Origin of the sequence: Agrobacterium leguminum (assembly GCF_005144435.2) — a bacterium.
Classification (GTDB): Bacteria; Pseudomonadota; Alphaproteobacteria; order Rhizobiales; family Rhizobiaceae; genus Agrobacterium; species Agrobacterium leguminum.
Window position 1 is genome coordinate 28,083 of record NZ_CP120216.1, and the last position, 18,341, is coordinate 46,423.

General features: G+C 57.9%; 17 protein-coding genes and 1 pseudogene. 11 read left to right on the top strand and 7 right to left on the bottom strand.

Going from position 1 to position 18,341, the window contains the following annotated elements; all coding sequences use genetic code 11:
- Positions 1–5: 5 nt before the first annotated feature.
- Entirely contained in the window at positions 6–1,031 is a 1,026-nt protein-coding gene (locus CFBP4996_RS26780) for a LacI family DNA-binding transcriptional regulator (RefSeq protein ID WP_080821247.1), read from the bottom strand.
- A gap of 237 nt (positions 1,032–1,268) precedes the next feature.
- On the opposite strand from CFBP4996_RS26780, the gene CFBP4996_RS26785 reads away from it, so the two are divergent.
- The 4 genes from CFBP4996_RS26785 to CFBP4996_RS26800 all read left to right on the top strand — a co-directional run bounded on the left by CFBP4996_RS26785 (position 1,269) and on the right by CFBP4996_RS26800 (position 5,144).
- Entirely contained in the window at positions 1,269–2,249 is a 981-nt protein-coding gene (locus CFBP4996_RS26785) for a Bug family tripartite tricarboxylate transporter substrate binding protein (protein WP_080821248.1), read from the top strand.
- A 73-nt stretch (positions 2,250–2,322) separates the two neighbouring features.
- A complete protein-coding gene (locus CFBP4996_RS26790) occupies positions 2,323–2,802 on the top strand; it encodes a tripartite tricarboxylate transporter TctB family protein (protein WP_080855003.1) in 480 nt (159 codons plus the stop codon).
- A gap of 38 nt (positions 2,803–2,840) precedes the next feature.
- The gene (locus tag CFBP4996_RS26795) at positions 2,841–4,340 is read left to right on the top strand and encodes a tripartite tricarboxylate transporter permease (RefSeq protein WP_080855004.1); all 1,500 of its coding nucleotides are present in this window, start codon (positions 2,841–2,843) and stop codon (positions 4,338–4,340) included.
- Between the two features lie 144 nt (positions 4,341–4,484).
- Positions 4,485–5,144 carry a DUF2161 domain-containing phosphodiesterase gene (locus CFBP4996_RS26800; protein WP_078053800.1) on the top strand — a complete coding sequence of 220 codons (660 nt, stop codon included), beginning with the start codon at positions 4,485–4,487 and terminating at the stop codon, positions 5,142–5,144.
- 498 nt (positions 5,145–5,642) lie between these two features.
- Here CFBP4996_RS26800 and CFBP4996_RS26805 read toward each other — a convergent pair.
- A pseudogene (locus tag CFBP4996_RS26805) lies at positions 5,643–5,867 on the bottom strand (glutathione S-transferase N-terminal domain-containing protein); the annotation flags it as partial.
- Between the two features lie 352 nt (positions 5,868–6,219).
- Here CFBP4996_RS26805 and CFBP4996_RS26810 point away from each other — a divergent pair.
- Together CFBP4996_RS26810 and CFBP4996_RS26815 are read left to right on the top strand one after the other, a co-directional pair.
- Entirely contained in the window at positions 6,220–6,681 is a 462-nt protein-coding gene (locus CFBP4996_RS26810) for a DUF4126 family protein (protein WP_078053798.1), read from the top strand.
- Positions 6,678–8,045 (top strand): FAD-containing oxidoreductase, encoded by a 1,368-nt coding sequence (locus tag CFBP4996_RS26815; protein WP_078053797.1) that lies wholly within the window; start codon positions 6,678–6,680, stop codon positions 8,043–8,045. The genes CFBP4996_RS26810 and CFBP4996_RS26815 overlap by 4 nt, the downstream gene beginning before the upstream one ends.
- Before the next feature lie 403 nt (positions 8,046–8,448).
- On the opposite strand, the gene CFBP4996_RS26820 is transcribed toward CFBP4996_RS26815, so the two are convergent.
- A complete protein-coding gene (locus CFBP4996_RS26820) occupies positions 8,449–8,757 on the bottom strand; it encodes an FCD domain-containing protein (RefSeq protein WP_223215703.1) in 309 nt (102 codons plus the stop codon).
- A gap of 110 nt (positions 8,758–8,867) precedes the next feature.
- A complete protein-coding gene (locus CFBP4996_RS26825; RefSeq protein WP_078053770.1) occupies positions 8,868–9,347 on the bottom strand; it encodes a PPC domain-containing protein in 480 nt (159 codons plus the stop codon).
- Between the two features lie 116 nt (positions 9,348–9,463).
- Between CFBP4996_RS26825 and CFBP4996_RS26830 the strand changes: the two genes are divergently transcribed.
- Positions 9,464–10,132: a hypothetical protein gene (locus tag CFBP4996_RS26830; RefSeq protein WP_078053769.1), complete on the top strand. Its 669-nt coding sequence runs from the start codon at positions 9,464–9,466 to the stop codon at positions 10,130–10,132.
- Positions 10,133–10,205: 73 nt separating this feature from the next.
- Complete coding sequence (locus CFBP4996_RS26835; RefSeq protein WP_162936141.1) at positions 10,206–10,769, top strand: hypothetical protein; 564 nt, start codon at positions 10,206–10,208, stop codon at positions 10,767–10,769.
- 74 nt (positions 10,770–10,843) lie between these two features.
- On the opposite strand, the gene CFBP4996_RS26840 is transcribed toward CFBP4996_RS26835, so the two are convergent.
- The 3 genes from CFBP4996_RS26840 to CFBP4996_RS26850 all read right to left on the bottom strand — a co-directional run bounded on the left by CFBP4996_RS26840 (position 10,844) and on the right by CFBP4996_RS26850 (position 13,215).
- Positions 10,844–11,701, bottom strand: a complete 858-nt coding sequence (locus CFBP4996_RS26840; RefSeq protein WP_080855006.1) for a protein-L-isoaspartate O-methyltransferase family protein — start codon at positions 11,699–11,701, stop codon at positions 10,844–10,846.
- A gap of 55 nt (positions 11,702–11,756) precedes the next feature.
- Complete coding sequence (locus CFBP4996_RS26845; RefSeq protein ID WP_137396185.1) at positions 11,757–12,167, bottom strand: hypothetical protein; 411 nt, start codon at positions 12,165–12,167, stop codon at positions 11,757–11,759.
- A 76-nt stretch (positions 12,168–12,243) separates the two neighbouring features.
- Positions 12,244–13,215 (bottom strand): hypothetical protein, encoded by a 972-nt coding sequence (locus tag CFBP4996_RS26850; RefSeq protein ID WP_193559590.1) that lies wholly within the window; start codon positions 13,213–13,215, stop codon positions 12,244–12,246.
- A gap of 157 nt (positions 13,216–13,372) precedes the next feature.
- On the opposite strand from CFBP4996_RS26850, the gene tssI reads away from it, so the two are divergent.
- Genes tssI through CFBP4996_RS26865 form a run of 3 tightly spaced genes read left to right on the top strand, consistent with a single transcriptional unit; the run spans position 13,373 to position 18,340 of the window.
- Positions 13,373–15,640: a type VI secretion system tip protein TssI/VgrG gene (gene tssI / locus CFBP4996_RS26855; RefSeq protein ID WP_080855007.1), complete on the top strand. Its 2,268-nt coding sequence runs from the start codon at positions 13,373–13,375 to the stop codon at positions 15,638–15,640.
- A 13-nt stretch (positions 15,641–15,653) separates the two neighbouring features.
- A complete protein-coding gene (locus CFBP4996_RS26860; protein WP_080855008.1) occupies positions 15,654–16,769 on the top strand; it encodes a DUF2169 family type VI secretion system accessory protein in 1,116 nt (371 codons plus the stop codon).
- Positions 16,766–18,340, top strand: a complete 1,575-nt coding sequence (locus CFBP4996_RS26865) for a polymorphic toxin type 15 domain-containing protein (protein ID WP_080855009.1) — start codon at positions 16,766–16,768, stop codon at positions 18,338–18,340. Before CFBP4996_RS26860 ends, CFBP4996_RS26865 begins: the two co-directional genes overlap by 4 nt.
- The last annotated feature ends 1 nt before the right edge of the window (position 18,341 follow it).

The window sequence follows — 18,341 nt, forward strand, 5'->3', positions numbered from 1 at the left end:
CTGCGTCAGGCGGTGCCGCGGGCAACGATGTGGAAATCGATATTGATCATGGCCTCCACATTCCCGTCGCCTTCTATCTTTCTGAGAATGGAGCGCGCTGCCTTGGTGCCGATGTCACGGCGATCGATACGGATCGTTGTCAATGGCGGGTGTGTGTAGGGAGCAAAGTCAAAATCGCCGAAACCGATAACGGCGAGCTGATCGGGTATGCTGCAGCCGCGTGCATTTGCTTCCGCTAGGGCGCCGTGGGCGACGACGTCCGATGAACAGAATACGCCGAGCGTGCCCTGCCCACTGTCCAGAAGCTGCGCCATCGCCAATCTTCCGTCCCGAAAGGTAGAGGGTGAATTCATTTCCAGCGCTGGTAACTCGACATCCGCGACCCCTCTGAGGCGACCGACGAAACCGTCGCGGCGCTGAACGGCGCGGGGATCGTTGGCACCGATCTGGGCATAGCGGTCGTAGCCCTTGACCAGCAGATGCTCGGCCGCCAGAGCGCCAACCGCCGCATGCGAGAAGCCGACCGCAGTGTCGAGCGGTGAGGGGGTCGAATCCCATATCTCGACAATCGGCAGGCCCGCGCCTGTCAACATGGCGCGTGTCCCTTTAAGATGCGTGATGCCGGTGAGGACGATGCCATCGGGACGGCGTGCCAAAATCGCGCGTGTCAGTTCCAGCTCGCGGGCATTGTCATAACCGGAAAGGCCAAGCAGCAGTTGATAGCCGGCGGCGACGAGTTCAGCGTTAAGCCCCTCGATAGTCTCGGCAAAGATCGTGCTGGAAACGGTTGGGACGATCGCAGCGATCAGCCGGGTGCGCCGGGAAGCAAGGCCGCCAGCCAACAGATTAGGCACATAACCCGTTTTTGCGATCACCCGCTCAATCACCTCCAGCGTGCGGGGCTTGACCAGAGCGGGAGTATTGATCGCCCGGGAAACCGTGACCGGCGAAACGCCCGCGAGCTTTGCAATGTCGGCGAGCGTGACCGGCCCGCCTGGTGCGATATAACTGCTTTTCTCGTGGTCGGCCATTTTTCATTCCCCTCAAAATGATTTACGCTTTCATTTTGAGCTTAATCAAGATGTTCGTCTAAAGTATTGTGGTGATTCAAGTTAATATGTTGAAACTTAATGATTAAAAAAACACCGTCTGCGGTTGCGGAAGAGATTTTTGGGGCTAAAATGAAAGCGCTTCCATTTCTTCGGGAGGAGGGTTTCGAAGGGTGGTGAGCAGTGCTGGCGGGAAGCCAGAAAAGTGGAGGAATTACTATGAACCTCAAGCGTTTCATGACGTTTGCGGCTGTCACAGCCGCAATATCCGCAATCGGTCTCCAGTCCAGTTTTGCCGAAGACTATCCGTCCAAGACGGTGACCGTCATTGTTCCTTTTGCCGCAGGCGGCAATACGGATACATTCGGCCGCCTTGTGGCTGAAGAATTGGACAAGAGGCTGGGACAACGTTTCATCGTTGAAAACAAGCCCGGTGCCGGCGGCAATATCGGCCTTGGCGACCTCGCGCGGTCAAAGCCTGATGGCTATACGATCGGTATGGGAACGGTCAGTTCCAACGCGATCAACCAGACGCTCTACAAGACCCTGCCTTATGACAAGGAAAAGGGATTTGCGCCGATTTCGCTGATTGCAAGCCTGCCGAACGTGCTGGTTGTCAATCCCGATAAGATAAAGGCGAATTCCGTCAAGGAGTTGATCGCCTTCCTGAAGGCGGAGCCGGGCAAGCACACTTACGCCTCTTCCGGCGTCGGGACGTCCATCCATCTTGCGGGCGAGCTTCTGGCCACCAAGGCCGATCTCAAGATCACGCATGTGCCTTACAAAGGCAGCAGCCAGGCCATTCTCGACGTTGTTGGTGGCCATGTGGACATGATGTTCGATAATATTCCGACCGCTGCCCAGCAGGTGAAGGCCGGCAAGGTCAAGGCGCTCGCCGTCACCAGCCTGGAAAAAGCCAGCTTGCTGCCCGACGTGCCGACCATGGCAAGCGTCATTCCCGGTTTCGAGGCGACCTCCTGGCATGGCCTGTTTGCGCCTCCCGGCACCCCGCCGGAAATCGTCGAAAAGCTCAGCAAGGAAGTCCAGGAGATCATCGCGGATCCGGCGATAAAAGCGAAACTCGAAGCAATGGGTGTGACGCCGGTCGGCAATACGTCGGTCGAATTCCAGGCGTTCATCGACAAGGAAACGACGAAGTGGGCCGAGGTCATCAAGGCCGCGAACGTCCCGCCGCAGTGATGCAGGCTGCCGGCCGGTATGATTTCCTTCGATGTCATTCCGGCCGGCACATTTCCACAGCGAGTATAGTGCCATGCTGAAGATAAAAAACGGTCGCGACTTCGCCGGCGGCGTGACGATGATTTTTGCCGGCCTGTTATTCATCTGGTTCGGTCGCAATCTGGAGGTCGGGAACTCGTTCCAGATGGGCCCCGGTTATTTCCCGACCATGCTCAGCCTGATCTTGATGACGCTTGGCGCGTTCATCCTCATCCAGTCGCTGATGGTAGGCGCTGAGGAAGGTGAGACCGAAACCTGGAACTGGAAGGCCTATTTTCTGGTGATCCTCGCTCCCGTCGGCTTCGGTCTCGTGCTGGCGGGGCTTGGCCTTGCACCCACGATGTTCCTGCTCATTGTCGGGGCATCGGCGGCCAGTCGTTATGTCAACTGGCGTCATTCCATCCTGTTGGGCCTGTTCCTGGCGGGCTGCTCCGCCCTGCTTTTCACCAAGCTCCTCGCGCTCCCTCTCCAGGCTTTCGGACCGTGGATCCCCTTCATCGGTGACTTTTTCTAGGGCTCGCCAGTCAGCCCCGAAACCGGATTGGATTACTTATGGACATCTTCTCTAACCTCTGGCTCGGCGCATCCACCGCTTTCCTGCCGATGAACCTGCTTTACGGCTTCATCGGCTGTCTTCTGGGAACTGCGATCGGGGTGTTGCCGGGGCTTGGGCCGACGGCCACGATCGCGATGCTCTTGCCGATCACCTTCGGCTTGCCGCCGGAATCCGCCCTCATCATGCTGGCTGGTATCTTTTATGGCGCGCAATATGGTGGCTCGACAACGGCCATTCTCATCAATCTGCCAGGGGAAAGCTCTTCGGTCGTCACCGTGATCGACGGTTACCAGATGGCGCGCAACGGCCGCGCGGGGGCAGCGCTCGCAACCGCAGCCCTCGGCTCCTTCTTTGCCGGCACGGTGGCGACCATCCTGCTTGCGGTTGCCGCGCCGCCACTTGCCGCAGTCGCGCTCAACTTCGGGCCAGCCGAATATTTCTCCCTTATGGTTCTGGGGCTTGTCGCCTCCGTCGCGCTGGCAAGCGGTTCGCTGCTCAAGGCCTTCGCCATGATCGTCTTCGGCCTGCTGCTTGGCACTGTCGGCACGGATGTCGAAAGTGGTACACCACGCTATGTCTTCGATATTCCCGAACTCTATGATGGATTGAATTTCGTTGCCGTCAGCATGGGCATATTCGGTATTTGTGAAATCCTGCGCAATCTGGAAAACGAGCAGGAGCGTTCGGTTGGCGTCAAGCGTGTGACGGGACTGATGCTGACGAAAGACGATTTCCGGCGAATTTGTGCGCCCGTTTTGCGTGGCACCGCACTTGGGTCCTTCCTCGGTGTTCTGCCGGGCGGTGGGGCTATGCTGGCCTCCTTCGCCGCCTATGCTGTGGAAAAACGGGTTTCTCCCAACCGGGTCGAGTTCGGCAAGGGTGCGATCGAAGGGGTTGCTGCCCCTGAAGCCGCCAACAATGCCGGCGCGCAAACATCGTTCATTCCCATGCTCACCCTCGGCATTCCCGGAAACCCGGTCATGGCGTTGATGGTCGGTGCGATGATAATCCAGGGCATCACGCCCGGCCCGAATGTGATCTCCGAGGAGCCGAGCCTGTTCTGGGGCATGATCGTCTCCATGTGGTCGGGTAATCTCATGCTCGTCATTCTGAACCTGCCGCTGATCGGGCTTTGGGTCCGGATGCTGACCGTGCCTTACCACCTTTTATTTCCGGCGATCATTGGCTTCTGCTGCATCGGCGCTTACAGCATCAACAACAGCGTTTTTGATGTCTTCGTCATGGCAGGTTTCAGCATTGTCGGTTTTGCATTGAGCAAGATGCGTTTCGAACCGGCGCCTTTGCTGCTCGGCTTCATTTTGGGGCCGATGCTGGAGGAAAATCTGCGCCGTGCGATGCTGATCAGCCAGGGCGATCCGACGATCTTTCTGCGCAGCCCGCTTAGCCTGTCGCTGTTGATCTTTGCGGTTGCGGTGCTGGCGCTGGTACTGTCGCCGAGCATCAGCCGCAAACGGGAGGAAGCGTTCACCGAATAGTGAGATTATAACAATCCCATCAGGTCGCTCGACGACTATCTTGCTGCGGACGATCCGAAGCCGCGTGGCGACGGCCATGAAGGTTGTCCTGTGTGGGGGTATCGATGTATCTGGGGGCGGATACTCATTTGAACCTGCAGGCACATGGAAACATCGCTTTATCTGCCCATCAAAGGCTTTCTTGAAAAGGCGGGTTACACCGTCAAGGGCGAAGTTGGCGGTTGCGACCTTGTCGGTTTGAGCGATGGCGATCCGCCGGTTGTCGTGATTTGCGAGCTGAAACTGAGTTTCAATCTGGAACTCATTTTGCAGGCCGTTGATCGCGCGGCTATCGCCGATGAAGTCTGGATCGCGGCTCGGGTCTCGGCCAGGGGTAAAGGCCGCGAGGCCGACAGGCGTTACCGCGACCTTTGCCGCAGGCTCGGGATCGGCATGCTCGGTATCGCCGATACCGGCGAGGTCAGCATGATCGTTGGTTCGATATCGCCGATGCCGCGAACCAATCCGAAACGGCGGTCGCGGCTCATGCGTGAACACCGGAAACGACGCGGCGATCCAACAGCAGGCGGAAGCACCCGCGCGCCGATCATGACCGCGTATCGCCAGCAGGCGCTTGGCTGCGCTTTGGCGCTGTCGTCAGGGCCGATGCGTGTGCGTCAGGTCAGGTCCAGCATTCCGGATGCAGGGAAGATCCTGCTTGCGAATGTTTATGGCTGGTTTGAGCGGCTCGATCGAGGAGTGTATGGCCTGACGCCGGCCGGATGTGAAGCCTTGCAGCGATGGCCGCAGCAGGACTGCATTTGAGGCCGCGGTTTCACACCACTCCATTCAGATCTTCGGCGTCGGCTTGCGTCCCCGACTCACCTTTTGGGGGTGCTCTTTCCGCATTTGTTCCACCAGGCCGTCAATGCTTCCATGGCAGGACCAAGCCCTCTGGCCTTAAGCGGCCATCGGTTCGATGTCTTCTTCATTCAAATGTTCGACGGTCCACTTCATGATCAGTGGTAGGGGGACCACCGCCACGCCGCTTCTTACTGAAAAGGCGAAGCTGATTTACCAGAGAGGCGCTTGGCTGGCCGGAAAGGCGCAGAATAGCAGCGTTGCTATCATCTTTTTTGTGACAGTTGAGGCAAGCCGGAATATTCGTGCCGAATCTCCGTGGCTTGTTCGGCTCATCTACAACGATTGTGGAATAGCAGGGGCGTCAGTTTGAGTCTTTTCAGAATCCGGACCGGCTGCACAACAGACAAAGCGATGGCGCCTCGCCGGCATAAGTCAACCAGCTACCTTTCGGAATGATTAGATGACGATCACCAGCATCTGAGAGATTGCGAAATTGCGCTCACGGTCAATCAGAACGGGTGGCCCCTTGAAAGCGACCGGCTGCTTTTCCACCCCGAAATCCATAATGCCTTCAACCGCATCGACATCGTGTTCATCCCAGGAACTCCCACAATGGGCCAGAGTTCCGCGAATGAAGAGACCTCGAAACGGAACTGGCCAATAATAAAGGTCGAAGTCGCTTATGTTGTACTCCATTGGTCATGCAAACCACTAACGGGGCTGGTTATTGCTGGTCCCCAAAATGCATTGAGAGCGAACATGGAGCTCAACTGAGCGCTGACCCTTTGTAAGCTGGGGGCCGTGTGATCTCGTTCTCTGCGTCGATTCCGCACCGCTATCGACCGAACTGCTCGGGAATGGTACGCTTAAGACTTACCGGGCCTAGGACACGGCATGTGGATCAATAGGGGCATGATCAACGCTGACAGCCTTCCTCCGGAGTGATGCCTCCGGACGTGTACGGTAGCCCCGCTATATCTCTGCCCATTAGGCGCCGCGGCACGTTCTTGATTTGCGCAACTTTCTGGGGACCCGCATGCTCATTCTTTTCACAATTCTCATAGGATTCGTTGCCGGTCTACGCGCCATGACCGCTCCCGCCGTAGTTGCCTGGAGTGCCTATCTCGGATGGTTCGATATTTCACAAAGCAGTCTCTCCTTCATGGGGTCGATCTGGGCCGTGGCGATTTTTACCGTGCTTGCCATCATCGAACTCATCACCGACCAGCTTCCCAGCACGCCTTCACGCAAAGTGCCCATGCAGTTCGGAGCACGTATCGCGGCGGGCGCTCTCAGCGGTGCGACGATCGCCGCAACTGAGGGCATGGTGGTTGTTGGGCTCCTCGCGGGTGTCGTCGGCGCTGTGATCGGAACATTTGGCGGTGCGGCTGGTCGCGGCTATCTCGCCAACCGGTTCGGCCGTGATCTCCCCGCCGCCCTCATCGAAGATGCGGTCGCCATTGCACTTGCACTGCTCGCCGCGACGGCCGTGTCATGAGGGAGTACGACGCGATCTTCATTGGAGCAGGACAGGCCGGACCGTTCCTCGCCGCCCGCATGGCCGCGATGGGCCGCAAGGTAGTCCTGATCGAACGGAAGTTTCTTGGCGGAACCTGCGTAAATGCCGGATGCATGCCGACAAAGGCCCTGGTCGCCAGTGCCAAGACCGCCGAGGTCGCCCGGCGTGCATCGGAATTCGGCGTCAAGATTGATGGCGAGCCCATCGTGGACATGTCGGCCGTGGCAGCCCGCGCCAGGAAGGTGACCCTAGACGCGAGAAGCGGTCTGGCGGCTTGGTTCGACAGTCTCGAGACGATGGATGTGGTCTATGGCCACGCCAAATTCGTCGCCGCGAAGGCGGTATCCGTGGAAGGGAAGCGCTACACCGCCCCGCAGATTTTCATCAATGTGGGCGCGCGGCCGCATATCCCCGATGTTCCGGGCCTCGCCGACGTGCCTTATCTCACGAGCACGTCGATGATCGCGCTTGAGGAATTGCCGAAGCATCTGGTCATTCTCGGTGGCAGTTATATTGGATTGGAATTCGCCCAGATGTATCGGCGCTTCGGCGCGGAGGTCACTGTCATCGAGCGCGGGCAGCACCTGGCGGCTCGGGAGGACACGGATATCTCGCAAGCCATCGCGGATGTACTGACAAAGGATGGCATCCAGATTCTTCGGGGCCACAATCTGCTATCCATTGCCAGAGACGGCGCAGACGTGGTCGTGCGGACTGATCAGGGCGAAGTTCGTGGCAGCCATGTCCTGGTCGCCGTCGGACGTCAGCCGAATACCGACGATCTCGGGCTCGATCTCGCAGGCGTCGAGACCGATCGGCGCGGCTTCATCACCGTCGATGAGCGTCTGCAGACGACTGCCGACGGTGTCTGGGCACTTGGCGACTGCAATGGGCGAGGGGCCTTCACCCACACATCCTACAATGATTTCGAGATCGCGGCGGCGAACCTCCTCGACGGCGGCGACCGCAAGGTGACCGACCGCATCCTCGGCTATGGCCTCTACATCGATCCACCGCTCGGGCGTGTTGGCATGACAGAGCGCCAGGCGAAAGAGGCCGGCCACCGGATCAAGGTCTCGACCCGTCCCATGAGCCGCGTCGGCCGCGCCGTCGAGAAGGGCGAGACGCTCGGCCTCCTCAAACTCGTGGCCGATGCCGACACCGACCAGGTACTCGGTGCCGCCTTTCTCGGGGTGGGGGGTGACGAGGCGGTCTATGGCGTTCTCGATGCCATGAACATGGAAGCCACGACCGAAAAACTTAGATGGGCCGTACCGATCCATCCGACCGTCGGCGAACTGGTGCCGACGTTGATCGGCGACCTCAGGGAACCTGACGCTTAGCCAGGACCGAACAACATTGAAGCAGTCTGCCAATCTCATTGTTAGGGAAACAGTCCCACCCACTGCAGACCCAGTTCGTGGGGCGGAAATCTTGATTGTGGGTCGTACCTGTTTGGGCGGCAGCCATTTACAATGGGCCCAGAGAATTGGCAGGCTGCTTACTGCCTCTAAAGCAACCGTGACGTTAAACCAAGCTCTTGCTTAGCCTGCCGATCTCGTGCTGAGGGAGTTTGTAATAACAGCGTCGGTGGTTTTGATCCCATCAAGGCGAACGTCCCTGCCACCCGTCTCAACGACAGCGGATCCGAAAACAAAGTAATTTCGCTCGTCTCGATAAGAAGCTGTCGTCGGCCCCGTCCGTGGCAGTTCAAGGCATGGCCGAACGCTGAACCGGCGAACCGCCTTAGCTCGACTGAGCGGCCGCGCTGAGCTTGCGACTTCCCTCAAGCAAATGACGCTGCAAAATTGCACTCGCAGCGTCGATATCCCGATCTCTGCAAGGCTTTAGCAGAGCACGGTGCTCGTCCTGCGATTGCTGGTCATAGTCTAAGCTGGATAGCAACACCCGCACGTAGCGGTATGACGAACCGGAGAAGAAAATGAGGAACGCAGAGCGTACAAGCCCGCTTCGGTACCGTGGGGTATCGACCATCGGCAGCTTTTGCTCTGCATTTTTGGTTTTCGGAGTGGCCACGGCGATGTCAGCGGACATGACGCCGGAGTGCCTTCTCAATATCTGCGAAGCACCATCGTACAGACCGCGATGATCGACGTTTTGACAGAGATAAAATCGTCAGGTCAACGCTCTTATCTGTGCCTATGTCAGTTTGCCTCTATGGTGATGGTGTAGCTTGAGGGGTTGTCCGTATAGGTACGCAACAGATACGTCCCCGCATTCACTTCGTATTCGATGCTGGGTTCATGCGAGAAGGCAGTACTGATCAAAAGGCCATCGACGCCGAGACTGCCAACCACGCGCAGGTCGAATGTGACGTCTGGTTGGTCTGCCGCGATCCTGACTCGGGTAGCGTTCGGCAACGTGAAGGCGAACCAGGCGTCCTTCATTGGCCCTTCGCCGGTTCGTCCCCTGAAGGTCAGGACGCCTTCGACCTTACCCAAATCGGCAGGCTGTTCCGTTGTACCGGCGGTGACGTAACGAGATTCCGCAAAAGCGGGCATATCCGCCGGGCAAAGCAGCGCGATGACGACCGACAACAGGCGCAAAACTGGTAGAAGTCTTTCAATCATTGTTTCCCGTCCGAACAGCCCGCTTCCCCAGAGGTACTCCAGGAAGCCGTTCATGCGCAAACCACCCCTGCTGGACATGTTTACATCAGCCTTTTAGGGTCCGCTTCGGTCAAAGCCAGTGGCATGTTGCCGTTCAGGCATATCCGGCGAAAAGAGGAGAGTGGCTGCCCTTGAACAGCGTAACGTCAGCAGAGTGGCAGGAATTTGTGATCCAGAGGTCGAGGAAGCTTCCTGACCCCGCCGTGGCCGAGGCCCTGTCGAGGTTTCAGCTGGTGTCCGGAGGACCCCAAAACGAAACCGCGGACGCGTGCATTCATCGCGGCGATCTCGCGATTGACGGGGATTTCGTCCCGTCTTCATGGATCACTGTCATCGACGGAAACCTGCATGTCAGCGGCAAAGTCTCAACATGCATCGAAGGGGGCGATGGGCATGTTACCCTCGTTGTCTTTGGCGATCTGAACTGCGGCAGTATCGACAATGACTGGGCCAGCATTATCTTCGTCACTGGAGATGCCGTCGTCAGGGACTGGGTTTTTGCGTCCAGGGAAGACTCGTCGATGGTTGTCGGTGGCGATTTCAGGACGCCGATTTTTATCGGTGCCGATATCTGGGTATCTGTCGGCGGCTCGGTCGAGATGGAATACGGATACGGGTATGCAGTCGCTCTTGCATGGTTCGCTGATGCCTATGGTGCACCCCAGGTCCGGCCGACATATGGTTGGCGCGAGTTGGCAATGAAGCTCGGCTTGGGGCAGGGTCGTATTCGCGAGGAGCAGCTTATGGAATTGCTGGAAGAGCGTTTGCGAACGACAGGAAGCCTGTTGCGCCCGGTGTGAACGCCGGGGCATGATCCTCAACTGGCTGCATCCATCCCGCAACGTTTACTTTCGGACGCGGCGGTCTGATCCCATGGACGATGATGAACCGGAGAAGAAAATGAGGAGCGCAGAGCGAGCAAGTCCGCTTCGGTATCTTGAGATATCGACCATTGGCAGCTTCTGCGCTGCATTTTTGAGTTTCGGGGTGGCCACGGCGATGCCGGCGGACATGACGGCGGAGCGTCTTCTCACTATCTGTGAAGCGCCCACCGTGCAGACCGCGATGACCAAGGGTGACGAACTTGGCTGGCCGCGGCTGACCGATGCGGAAACAGAGGAGTGGCGTCGTAGCTTCGTCGCCCATAATGGCGGCTCGGTGGACGTTGTGGGCTGGCGGCAAGAGAAGGCAGGCGGAGCCGAGTCATTGTCTTTTTGGCTTGCTGCTGGTCCGAACGGACACAAAGCATGCGCATATTCCACGCCAAGGCCTGCCGGTTTCCTGGATGCGTTATCGGAGAGGCTTGGTACACCGGATAATCTGGACAAGAATGACGCGATCGAAAGTACGACAGCCTGGTGGAAACGAGGTGCGGTCGAGTATTCTTTTGTTCAGGTAGGTTCATCCGCCGTCATCAATATCAACTCAAGTCGATGAGATAATGGGAACAGCCGAAGCGTATTTTACGTCGTTACCGAGCAGAAAAATAGACGGAAAAGGTGTCGCGCGTGTCACTTGCCTGACTCAATTGCTGTGGGTTCTGAGGAAAACCAGACGTCCGGATAGATGGCAATTGCACTTTGGTCGGGGAAGCGGTCAGCCTTTCTCCAGATAGACCGTATAGTCCGCGCCTCGTCGAAATTGGCCGGCACTCTGGAAGGAGCAACCTCTCTTGAAGCGCCCACGCATGGAATAAACCATGCCGGCATCAACGGTTTGGCACTGAAGCCGCCGCTGTCGGCCCGAACCAGCAGCGTCAGGGCAACTTCCTCGCTCGGTCGCCACGGAAAGATCATCCGACCGCCGGGCTTGAGTGCTCGTAGCCAGTCAATTGGAGGTGCTGCCGCTCCAGCATTCACATAGATCACATCGGATTTAGGGAGCCGCTTTTGAGTCGCGTCAGCGTTGATCACGCTTACTCCCTCGAAGGGTTCAAGATTAACTCGAGCTTTTTCAGCCAAGCTCTTGTCGATTTCGAAGGCTGTTACTGTACCTGTTGGCAACACGAGCATCGACAGGATCGCTGAGTAGTATCCCGTTCCCGCACCGATATGCGTGACCGCTTCTCCGCGTTGCGGTGCAACTGCTCCGAGCCAGGCCGCATGAAGCGAAGGCTCCCCGTTGTTGATTCCTTTGTCTGCATCAAGCGCCACCAGGACGTTATGGTAGAGGTAAACGGGATCAGCACTCGGCGTATCGAAATACCGGAGGTTGATCATGACTTTCCAGGGACCAGGCGGGAAGAAAGCTTCGCGGGGGACGACCTCGAAAGCCCTTTCGAGCCGCGGGTCGGACGACCTGCTCGCTTCTACCATCAACCGCGCGTAAAACCCGCGTATTTCTTCGATGCTGGCTCGTTCATTTGCCATGAGCTGGTCTCCTGTCGATGTAGAAAACATCTGACAAACCAATCGGAATTTGCCTTCAATCCGATATTCGGCGTTCGTTCAGGAAGTTTTCGATCTTTTTCGCTTCCTTCTCGTGGGCCGGCTGTTGCCCGGGGGAAAGTTTCTTTGGCGCGACCTCTTTCGGGGTATCAGGGGCTACGCCTGTCCCTGCTGTCTCAGCCGTGAAGTTGAAGCGTACGTCGCCATCGATTGGAAGGACGGCGATCTTTGCTTCGCATTTCAGGATCGCACGAACACCCGCTTGTGCGAATGCCTTATTGAGTGGCCCATCTCCTTTCGACACGACTTTCGGCACGCCTTTCAGTTTCCCATCTTCGAAATGTGCTTCGATGATGGCGGAGGTTGTCGCGCCGGCAGGAACCATAAAGCAGCCGAGGACGGCTTTCTGTAATCTGGCCTTGTCGTGATCGGAGGGTTCCGCTGCCATCGAGACTGATATCAGGAGCGGAAGAGCAAACGATGCCATGACAGTGGGCCGCCAGTGCTGCTTTTGGATTTTGCATCTATATGGTTTGCTCTTCGTGCCGCGCATAATCGATCGCTTCCGTTCGTTGTTCCGCATGTGATCGTAACCGCTCCTCGGGCACAATAACCAGGACGTTGAAACCTTGGTCGATATCAAAGGTCTGCGGGTCGAGCAGTTCGTTTACATGCTCCGAGCTGAACCAAAGCCAGATATTTTGATCGTAGACGGTCGCGACCGCTTCTTTCATGACATCTTTGATGGCTTCGATGATTTCGACCCCGGCCCCGCCTCTCGTATTGAGGTGCATGAGCTTTTTCCGTGCCGGGCTTCCCGCATCGGAAACAGCGATGGACACCCTGTCCTTCATGTAACTTTTGACCCGGACCCGCAGTCGCTTCGGGCGAGACGCATCAAATTGGTCGTTAATGGCTTTGACGCGCGCCTCGATGTCGGCATCGTCCAGGCGCTCCTTGGGCAAAACATCGTCCGCCGGCGCAAGCTCGTCGCCAAACTGCGCGCGTGCCACCTCGGCAGCGTGATGCGCGTATGCGAGATGAGTAACGGGTAGTGCCTTCAGCCATTTGCGGCGTTGCGTGATCGCCATCGACTTTGCCGCTTCCTCACCGAATTTGGCGATGGAGAAGTTTTCTCTTTTTTGCCCCTCACTGGTCATCAGCGTTGCCTGCCAGACATCCCCGTCAGCCGCATCAACGCGCCTCACGCCGGAAATTCCGCTCCGATTGTTCTTACGCAGAAGTACGGCCTGCTCGTGATTGGTGGCAGGCGGAATTGCAAGGATAATGGCATCGCGGTAGGCGCGTGCCTGACGATAGGCGGCATCGCCCGAACCGTAGACACTGTCCTTGAACAGCCTGACGATCCTGTGGCCGCGCCGCCTTAGGCTGACCCACCAGCCAGCACCGCGGTGTGCCCCGGCGGCTTCTTCTCGACGCAAGCCATAGTGGTCGGCGTCGTGTTTTGTCTGTTTCGGCCTTGCTCCAACCGGCACGTCCACCCCCTTCTGTCAGATTTCATCGATGGAATTTTGGCATATCCAGGTTGCGGAATTCATGGTGAATCCATGGTTTCGCCACAATGTTTGATTGCATTCTGTCGAGATTTTGGCAGTTGATTGATATTTTTCCGATCTTCCATCGAGGTTTGCCATGAATGATCAGACTTCTTTTTCCGATTTCATTCAGGCGAGCCGTGTGCTCAAGGTCAAGTCTCCGTTAGGGGAAGATCAGCTTCTGCCGGAACGACTTGCGGTTGACGAGGGCGTATCGCAGCTCTTCGACATTCGTCTGACGGTGCGTGCCAAGAAGGAAGCGGTCAAGCCCGAAGAGCTGATCGGGCGGCTTGTCGATGTGTCGGTCGAGATAAGCCAGGGAGATGGGGAAGAGGGCAGCGGTGTTCGCCGCCCCTTCAACGGCCTGGTGACGGAGCTGCATGAAGGCCCGCCGATCACACGCGGCATGCGCTCCTATGCGCTGACCATCCGCCCGCAAATGTGGCTTCTGTCGCGCCGCTCGGATTGCCGTATCTGGATGGACAAGACGGCGGTGGAGGTCGTCGAGACGCTGTTTTCCGAACATGGCATTCCCGCTCCCGACACGTCAGGCATCATTTCGCCTCCGCCTGCACAGCATTACAGCGTTCAATGGAATGAAGATGACCTCTCCTATCTTCTGCGTCGTTTCGAGGAAGATGGCCTGTTCTACTGGTTTGCCCATGAGGACGGTTCCCACAAGCTGCATGTGGCCGATAGCGCCAGTGGCTGGCTTGGGCCGTCGCCGGCCGCGCAAGGGGAGGGGACGGTGCGGCTGGCGCAGGGATCGTCGGATCGCAACCATATCAATGACTGGGCGCGGCGTTTTTCCTATGTCTCGGGCCAGCGTGCGGGTGCCGACTGGAATTTCGAGACGCCGGGCATGGTGCCGGGCACGATGACGCCGTCGCTGGTGCAGATGCCGGATGCGACGAAACGCGAGCTTTACGAATATCCGGCCCGCATCAAGACGGTGGAGGAGGCCGAGCGGGCGCAGAAACTGCGCACCCAGTCCATCGAAGCCGATCACGACCGGGTTTTCGGTTCGTCCACCTCGCGCATTCTGGAAGCCGGCCGCCGCTTCACGCCTTACGAGGTTGCCCATCCCGAACACGCCTATGAAGAACATGTGATCATCAGGGCCAGCCACAGCATCGTCGACCTCTCCTACGAAACAAACGGCAACGAGCCGGAATACCGCAATCACTTCGAGGCAATTCCCGCCCGTGTGCCGCTGACGCCGCACCGGTCGACAAAACGCCCGCGCATCGAAGGCACGCAGGTGGCGATCGTCGCCGGCCCTGAAGGCGAGGAAATCCATCCGGATCAATATGGCCGCATCAAGCTGTGGTTCCCGTGGGACCGCAAGGCGAAGAAGGATGGCACGGATACGTGCTGGGTGCGGGTCAGCCAGGCATGGGGCGGCGGCACATGGGGTGCGCAGGTCATTCCGCGCATCGGCATGGAAGTGATGGTCGCTTTTGTCGATGGCGACCCGGACAAGCCGCTGGTCATCGGCGTGGTCAACAATCCGGCCAATTCCGTGCCCTATGACCTGCCGGCCAACAAGACCCGCATGGTGCTGCGCTCGAACAGCCACAAGGGTGACGGTTTCAACGAAATCACCTTCGAGGATGAGGCCGGCAAGGAGAACCAGTTCTTCCACGCCCAGAAGGACCAGACGACGCGGGTATTAAATGACCGGACCAAGCGCATCGACCGGCATGAGGTCGCCTCGGTTGGCGGCAACCGCGCGGTGGAAGTTTCCGGCAACCAGAAACACGAGATCGGCGGCTCGGTAAACACCGTCGTCGGCGGCACGGGGCCGATGGCGATGATGGCCATGGCCGGCGTGCAGGCGCTCTCCGGGCAGACGGCGGGGTTGCTTTCGCAGGCCGCCCAGATCGCCGGCGGCGGTGGCCCCGGTGTCGCGGCCTTCGCCACTACACTCGCCTCATCCGCACTCGGCTTCCTCGGCGCAGGCGGTCTTTCCTCGCGTGAGGGGGTCGTTTCCGGCCCGAGCCCGCGCGCGGATGCGGGTACGGCGCTAGCCGGCTCCGGCTCGGGCGTCGGTTCCGATGCTTCGGGATTGTTTCCGCTGCCGGGCATCATGAACACGATCGTCGGGGCGTTCAAATCCGACAGCGTCGGGGTGGCGCGGGCAGAACAGATCGGGGTGAGCAAGGTTACGAATGTAGGCCAGACGTCGCTGGAGAGCGTCGGAAAGTTCAAGAAGATTGCAGTCGGTGAAGAGTTCGTCATCGAATGCGGCGATTCCAAATTCATCATGAAGGCGAATGGCGAGGTCATCATTCTTGGCAAGACCTTCAATTTCGTGGCGACGGATCATTTTCAGCTTCGCGGCAAGCCGATCGATCTGAACTGACGGAGGCCGGGTCTTGGAACTTCAGAACCGCCTGCCGTTTCCCGCCATGGCTTTCCGTCAGTTCGATGCCGAAGGAGGGCTCGATTGTATCGTCTCCGTGCGTGCAACATTCACGCATGCTCAGGGCGGTTCGCTGGATGTCGCAGCCGAGCAGGAAAGTTTCCAGTGGGAGGATGCCTATGAGGGCGATCCGCACCAGACCGTCCTCCTGCGCCAAAGCGACCTTACCCCGGACAAGCCCGGCACGGATATAACCTTTCTCGGGAATGCGTGGTCTGCGAGTGGCGAGCCGGAGAAATCCTGGCGTGCCTCCATCCGCGTTGGTGGAATTTTCAAGGAAATCGAGGTTTTCGGCAAACGCTTCTGGCAACCTGTCGTTAAGGAGAAATGGGCAGGTTTTACCGCCAGGGAAGCCAAACGTGTGGTAGCGGATTGGAAACTGAGCGATCCTGAACCGGCTAGAAGCGTGGCCATATGCTGGCGCAACGCTTATGGCGGCGCGATCCCTGGCACAGGTGACGCGGGGACGGAAACACCGATTGACGTGGAGCGCCGAAATCCGCTTGGGTGCGGCATCGTCAATCTTGAGATGCCTGCCGACGCCGGGCCTGTTCCAGCTCCGCAGATCGCTGCCGTTGGTGAGCATTCCGATTGGCGGAGCACGCCGGAACCGCAGGGATTTGGACTCGTTTCGCCTTGGTGGCAGTTCCGTCAGCAATATTCCGGAACTTATGACGACGGTTGGCGGGAGGAGAGGCACCCCCTCTTGCCGCGTGATTTTGATCCACGCTTCTGGCAGGCGGCCCATCCTGATCTCATCGCGACGCCTCACCTCAAGGGTGACGAGAACTACGAGCTCGTTAATCTGAGTTCTCAGCATCCGGTCGCGAAAGGCTCGTTGCCTGGCCTTACCCTCGGTGTCCATTGCTCTCGCGAAGATCGCGACGAATGGCATGTGCTGAAGCTCGATGGCGTGCAATTCGACTGGCGCAATGGCGGACGGGTGCTTCTGACCTGGCGCATCAGGTTTCCTCTTCCCGATGCCGGTGAAACAAAGCTCACCCTGACGCGCGTTCGTCTGAAGTCGCCCGAAACCGAATCGGCTTTAACCGCGAGGGAGACAGCATGAGCATCCCCCGCGACAATTATATCGGAGAGCCCCAATATCCCGGCACATGGACCACGGCGACACCGCGTGAGGGGCTGCGTGACATCGATGAGGCGCGTATCGTCTCTTTGGCGCCTGATGTATGCCTGACACCGGTTGGCTCGTCGGTGGTGCCTATTCCCTATCCGGTCGTGGATTTTTGCGGCCATGATAAAAACTACACGCCGTCTGTTCGGTTCACCGGCAAAAAGGCAATGGTGATGCGTTCGTGTACGACACATGTGCACGGCGACGCGCCCGGTAACCGTAAGGGGGTAAAATCCGGCACGGTGGAAAGCATCTGCGAACCCATCGGGCACGCTGATCAGGTGCGTGCCGAAGGCTCGCATGTCATTCGCCACCTCGATCGTTTTTATATGAACAACAGGAATACCCAGGGTGAGGCGATCTTCGTCCGCAGCACGCAGACCTATGACCCTCCCAAGGACGATGATCCGGTGCGGGGGTCGCTTCGTGCAATTGAAGTCGCCGATGCTTCAGAAAAGCAAAATCGTTCATCTGATGCCGTGCCTTCTGGCGGCGCTGCTCTGGGCTTTCTCGTCACGCCAGGATTTGCTCCACTCGTTCAAGGTGCGGGTGGAGCTGCGGCTGGAGGAGCAAGTACCGCTGCCGCCGGTGCGGCAACTTCTGGCGCTGGGGGGGCTGCCGCGGCAGGAGGCGTCAGTTTGGGAACGATATTGGCGGGGATCGGAATATTCGCCGCCGGTGTGCTTATTCCGACCAACAAGATGAACTTTTCCGATACCGTTCCACAAGACGATTTTGAACAGAAATTGCTTTTAGATGCGCAACGCAGAATCAACGAACTTCCATTCTGGGACAGCGGTACTGATATCCGGAATGAGACGTTTGCAAAAATTCAGGAACACAGAAATAAACCGACGCAGGACCCGGAGCCCAAACCTGTTCCTGTGCCGCCACCTGGATCAAATGTTCGTATTGATGAGGATGAAAATCGTAGATGTCGTTTATTGATAATCTGCTTTATGCCCACAAAAAGTACGATCGATCTCGATGAGTTCAAGCGACAAATGGAATTGCAGGAACAAGGGCTCAACAATATGAGTCCGCAGCAGATGTTGGCCAATCAAGCAAAGTATTTAGCGAATCCGGCGGGCATGCGGGCTTTGTCAGAGCCGCTCCAGGCGAAAGCGCGCCAAGAATATAGGAATGACCCGCGCATCCAGAAAATGTACGTTGATAAATACGGTCCAGTTCAGGGTCCGATAAAATTGGGGCAATATCTGGATTCCGCGGCCGCATTGCATAATCCAGACATGATCGCGGGTGGAAGATATAATTCTGTAGTCGATCAGGCGTTGCCAATTGAAAACCGGATAGGTGGCCTTTCCGAGAATAGCTCTATGGGAAGCCAATGGATCAATCCGAATCGAAACGGAAATACTCGCGCTAGCCGATTGACGGAACATGCGAAGAGACAAGCGGCGAACAACTGTCCAAGTGTGCAAGTTGATCTTCGACTTTGCCCAAGTAACCCCAGTCGTCCCGGTGAGCCATTAACAGGAACATAAA